This window comes from Enterobacter sp. PGRG2, assembly GCF_030291195.1.
In the GTDB taxonomy this organism is placed as follows: Bacteria; Pseudomonadota; Gammaproteobacteria; order Enterobacterales; family Enterobacteriaceae; genus Enterobacter_D.
In genome coordinates this window covers 1697903-1703020 of record NZ_CP127837.1, presented here as the reverse complement: position 1 = coordinate 1703020, position 5118 = coordinate 1697903, and the positions used below count along the sequence as shown (strand labels likewise).

The 5118-nt window shown below is 57.2% G+C and carries 6 protein-coding genes and 1 pseudogene; all 7 read left to right on the top strand.

Translation table 11 applies throughout. From position 1 onward, the window contains the following. The first annotated feature begins 12 nt into the window (after positions 1-12). The 7 genes and pseudogenes from argF (at position 13) to ridA (ending at position 5118) form a co-directional block, all read left to right on the top strand. A complete protein-coding gene (gene argF, locus QRD42_RS07405) occupies positions 13-1017 on the top strand; it encodes an ornithine carbamoyltransferase (protein ID WP_321988521.1) in 1005 nt (334 codons plus the stop codon). Between the two features lie 50 nt (positions 1018-1067). After that, on the top strand, positions 1068-2471 hold the full coding sequence (locus QRD42_RS07400; RefSeq protein ID WP_321988520.1) for a YfcC family protein: 1404 nt from the start codon (positions 1068-1070) through the stop codon (positions 2469-2471). 56 nt (positions 2472-2527) lie between these two features. Beyond that, entirely contained in the window at positions 2528-3007 is a 480-nt protein-coding gene (locus QRD42_RS07395) for an arginine repressor (RefSeq protein WP_088220616.1), read from the top strand. Positions 3008-3107: 100 nt separating this feature from the next. After that, positions 3108-3241, top strand: a pseudogene (pyrL, locus tag QRD42_RS07390) (pyr operon leader peptide); the annotation flags it as partial. A 5-nt stretch (positions 3242-3246) separates the two neighbouring features. Further along, complete coding sequence (gene pyrB / locus QRD42_RS07385) at positions 3247-4182, top strand: aspartate carbamoyltransferase (RefSeq protein WP_072570358.1); 936 nt, start codon at positions 3247-3249, stop codon at positions 4180-4182. Positions 4183-4193: 11 nt separating this feature from the next. After that, positions 4194-4655 carry an aspartate carbamoyltransferase regulatory subunit gene (gene pyrI, locus QRD42_RS07380; protein ID WP_072570357.1) on the top strand — a complete coding sequence of 154 codons (462 nt, stop codon included), beginning with the start codon at positions 4194-4196 and terminating at the stop codon, positions 4653-4655. Positions 4656-4731: 76 nt separating this feature from the next. Beyond that, entirely contained in the window at positions 4732-5118 is a 387-nt protein-coding gene (ridA, locus tag QRD42_RS07375) for a 2-iminobutanoate/2-iminopropanoate deaminase (protein ID WP_072570356.1), read from the top strand.

Below are 5118 nucleotides of genomic sequence, written 5' to 3'. Positions count from 1 at the left end.
AAGGAATTACTTATGTCCCACTCCCTGAAAAACCGCAATTTCCTCAAGCTGCTGGACTACACCCCGGCGGAGATCCAGTCGCTTATCGATCTGGCTATCGAACTGAAAGCCGCCAAAAAAGCCGGACGTGAAAAGCCAACCCTGACCGGGAAAAACATTGCGCTGATTTTTGAAAAAACCTCCACCCGCACCCGCTGCGCCTTTGAAGTGGCGGCCTTCGATCAGGGCGCGCAGGTCACCTATATCGGCCCGTCCGGTTCGCAGATCGGCCACAAAGAGTCGATGAAAGATACCGCCCGTGTGCTGGGACGTATGTATGACGGCATTGAATACCGCGGCTACGGCCAGGCCATTGTGGAAGAACTGGGCGAATTCGCGGGCGTGCCGGTATGGAACGGCCTGACCAACGAATTTCACCCCACGCAGATCCTCGCCGACCTGATGACCATGCTGGAGCATGCACCGGGCAAAACCCTGCCGGAACTGCGCTTCGCCTATCTGGGTGATGCACGTAACAACATGGGCAATGACCTGATGGTGGGCGCAGCGAAAATGGGCATGGACATCCGTCTGGTCGCGCCCCGCGCCTTCTGGCCGGAAGAGGCGCTGGTGGTGCAGTGTCGCGCCATCGCCAGCGAAACCGGCGCGCGCATCATGCTGACGGAGGACGTCGAAGAAGGCGTCAACGGCGTTGATTTTCTCTACACCGACGTCTGGGTGTCGATGGGCGAACCAAAAGAAGCCTGGGCCGAGCGCGTCAGCCTGATGAAACCTTATCAGGTCAACAGCGCTGTCGTGAAAGCCACCGGCAACCCGAACGTCAAATTTATGCACTGCCTGCCCGCGTTCCACAACGAGCACACCACCATGGGCCGGGAAATCGAAATCGCCTACGGGCTGAAGGGGCTGGAAGTCACCGAAGAGGTGTTTGAGTCGGCGAACTCCATCGTTTTCGACGAAGCAGAAAACAGAATGCACACCATTAAAGCGGTCATGGTGGCGACACTCGGCAAGTAATTATCCGGGCGCGCCGGTGAGCTGGCGCGCCCGCACAGGGAGATCACCCCATGGGCAAATTCAAATTTCCTTCCGCTTACACCATTTTATTTATCCTGATCGCGCTGGTCGCCGCCCTGAGCTGGATCGTCCCCGCCGGGCAGTATCAGATGATGATGAACGAGACGCTCGGCAAAGAAGTCCCGGTGGCGGGCACTTACGCGCAGGTCGCCGCCCATCCGCAGGGACTGGTCGCCGTGCTGATGGCCCCCATCGGCGGGCTATACGATCCCGTCACCGGCCAGGCGGGCGCGATAGACGTGGCGCTCTTTATTCTGATCATTGGCGGCTTTCTGGGGATCGTCACCAAAACCGGGGCGATCGATGCCGGGATCGCCCGCGTCACCCTCAAACTGCACGGCCACGAAGAGTGGATGATCCCGATCCTGATGGGCCTGTTCGCTGCGGGCGGCACCATCTACGGCATGGCGGAAGAGTCGCTGCCGTTTTACACCCTGCTGGTGCCGGTGATGCTGGCGGCGCGTTTTGATCCTGTGGTGGCCGCCTCGACCATTCTGCTGGGCGCGGGGATCGGCACCCTCGGATCCACCATCAACCCCTTTGCCACGGTGATCGCCGCCAACGCCGCCGGGATCCCCTTTACCAACGGCATTTTACTGCGCGTGCTGTTGCTGGCGGTGGGCTGGCTGATCTGCGTGGCCTGGGTCATGCGCTATGCCCGTAAAGTGCGCCAGGATCCGGCCTGCTCCATCGTGGCCGATAAGCTTGACGAAAACCGTGCGCATTTTCTTGGTGATAAGCCGCAGGAGATGCTGGAATTCACCCCGGTGCGCAAACTTATCCTCGTGATCTTCGCCCTCGCCTTCGCGGTGATGATCTACGGCGTGGCGGTGCTCGGCTGGTGGATGGCGGAGATCTCGGCGGTGTTTCTGGCGGCGGCGATTATCGTCGGGCTGATTGCCCGCATGAGCGAAGAGGAACTGACCTCCACCTTTATCAACGGCGCGCGGGATCTGCTCGGTGTGGCGCTGATCATCGGCATCGCGCGCGGCATCGTGGTGATCATGGACAAAGGCATGATCACCCATACCATTCTGCACAGCGCCGAAGGGCTGGTCAGCGGGCTGTCCACCGTCGCCTTTATCAATGTCATGTACTGGCTGGAAGTGGTGCTCTCTTTCCTGGTGCCGTCGTCCTCGGGTCTGGCGGTGCTGACCATGCCGATCATGGCCCCGCTGGCGGATTTCGCTAACGTCAATCGCGATCTGGTGGTCACGGCCTACCAGTCCGCCTCCGGCATTGTGAATCTGATCACACCCACCTCTGCCGTTGTGATGGGCGGCCTGGCCATTGCGCGCGTACCTTATGTGCGTTACCTGAAGTGGGTTGCGCCCTTGCTGTTGATCCTGACGGTAGTGATCACCGTTGTGTTAAGTCTTGGCGCCCTGCTCTAGTTTTCGCCGGATGGCGCGCGCCACCGGGCATTTTGGCAACTAACTGGAATAAAATGATGAAGGAATACGCAGAATGCACCGCCAGAGAGCAACTTCAGCTCGCTGTCTGCCAGCGTCTTATTGTGGAGAAAAGCTATTTATCGCAGGAGGCGATCCGCCGCGATTTACAGCTGCATGGTTTTGACAGCATCAGTCAGTCCACCGTTTCGCGGCTGTTAAAGCTGCTGGGCGTGATAAAAATTCGCAACGCGAAAGGACAAAAGATTTATTCCGTGAATCCACAGTTACGCCCGGCACCCGATGCTGCGCGATCCGTGTCGGAAATGGTGGTCAGCGTCGAACACAACAGCGAGTTTATCCTTATCCATACCGCCGCCGGATACGGGCGCGCCGTCGCCAGGATACTGGATTACCATGCGATCCCGGACATCCTTGGCGTGGTGGCGAGCAGCAGCATTGTCTGGGTCGCGCCACGGGATGTGTCACGCACGGCGCTGGTACATAAACGCGTTAATTATCTATTAAGAATGCATTAATATGCAAAATAACCGTTTGCCTTGTATGAATCGTGCATTGAATCACTTGATCCGCAAAAGCAGCTGAGTATAATGCCGGGCAATTTGCCGGGAGGAAAGCATGGTCAACTGCGTACGACATCGCGTCTTACCGCGTCTGAAAACAGACGCAGGCCTGCCGTTTTTCTTCCCGTTGCTCACGATATTCACAGCCCCTCTTATTGAGGGGCTTTTTTTTGCGCAGGCGTCAGGAGAGAACGATGGCTAATCCGCTCTATCAAAAACATATCATTTCCATAAATGATCTCAGTCGCGAAGAACTGGAACTGGTGCTGGCAACCGCCGCCAGACTGAAGGCCACGCCGCAACCGGAGCTGCTGAAGCACAAAGTGATCGCCAGCTGCTTTTTTGAGGCCTCCACGCGCACCCGCCTCTCTTTTGAAACCTCCATGCACCGCTTAGGGGCCAGCGTGGTGGGCTTCTCCGACAGCAGCAACACGTCGCTTGGCAAAAAAGGCGAAACGCTGGCGGACACCATTTCGGTGATCAGCACCTATGTCGATGCGATTGTCATGCGTCACCCGCAGGAGGGCGCGGCGCGGCTGGCGACGGAGTTTTCCGGCGGCATTCCGGTACTGAATGCCGGGGATGGCTCGAACCAGCATCCGACCCAGACCCTGCTCGACTTGTTTACCATTCAGGAAACCCAGGGCCGCCTGGAAAATCTGAATATCGCGATGGTCGGCGATCTGAAATATGGCCGCACGGTGCACTCGCTGGCGCAGGCGCTGGCGAAATTCAGCGGCAACCGCTTCCTGTTTATCGCGCCTGCCGCGCTGGCGATGCCGCAGTACATTCTGGATATGCTCGACGAAAAGGGCATTGCGTGGAGCGTGCATGACAGCATCGACGAGGTGATGCCGGAAGTGGACATTCTCTATATGACCCGCGTGCAGAAAGAGCGTCTGGATCCGTCTGAATACGCCAACGTGAAGGCGCAGTTTGTACTGCGCGCCAGCGACTTAACCCATGCGCGGGCCAATATGAAAGTGCTGCACCCGCTGCCGCGCGTGGATGAGATCCACACCGATGTCGATAAAACCCCGCACGCCTGGTATTTCCAGCAGGCCGGTAACGGCATCTTCGCCCGCCAGGCGCTGCTGGCGCTGGTTCTTAATCGCGATTTGGTTCTGTAAGGAGCACTGAGATGACACATGATAATAAACTCCAGGTCGAAGCCATCAAACGCGGCACCGTGATTGACCATATCCCGGCGCAGGTGGGCTTTAAGCTGCTGACGCTGTTCAAGCTGACCGAAACCGATCAGCGCATCACCATCGGCCTGAATTTGCCGTCAGGCGAAATGGGCCGCAAAGATCTGATCAAAATCGAGAACACTTTTCTTACCGATGAGCAGGTGGATCAGCTCTCTTTATATGCGCCGGACGCGACGGTAAACCGCATTGATGAGTATGAAGTGGTGGGAAAATCGCGCCCGAAACTGCCGGAGCGCATCGACGCCGTGCTGGTGTGCCCGAACAGCAACTGCATCAGCCATGCCGAACCGGTTTTCTCCAGTTTTGCAGTGAAAAAACGCGCCAGCGACATCGCACTCAAATGCAAATACTGTGAAAAAGAGTTTTCCCATTATGTGGTGCTGGCCAGCTAATTGAGGTTGGTAATGGGTTCTGCGCTGCCTATAATGGCGCGGAACCCCTTATTTTCGCTGTTATTCAGGAGAAATCATGACTAAAACCATCGCGACGGAAAATGCACCAGCAGCCATTGGTCCTTATGTTCAGGGTGTTGATCTGGGCAGTATGATCATTACTTCCGGGCAGATCCCGGTGGATCCGAAAACCGGCACCGTGCCGGACGACGTTTCCGCTCAGGCGCGTCAGTCGCTGGAAAACGTGAAAGCTATCGTTGAAGCAGCGGGCCTGAAAGTGGGCGACATCGTGAAAACGACGGTGTTTGTGAAAGATCTGAACGATTTCGCCACCGTTAACGCTACCTACGAAGCATTTTTCACCGAGCATAACGCCACCTTCCCGGCACGCTCCTGCGTGGAAGTGGCGCGTCTGCCGAAAGATGTGAAGATTGAAATCGAAGCGATTGCGGTACGCCGTTAA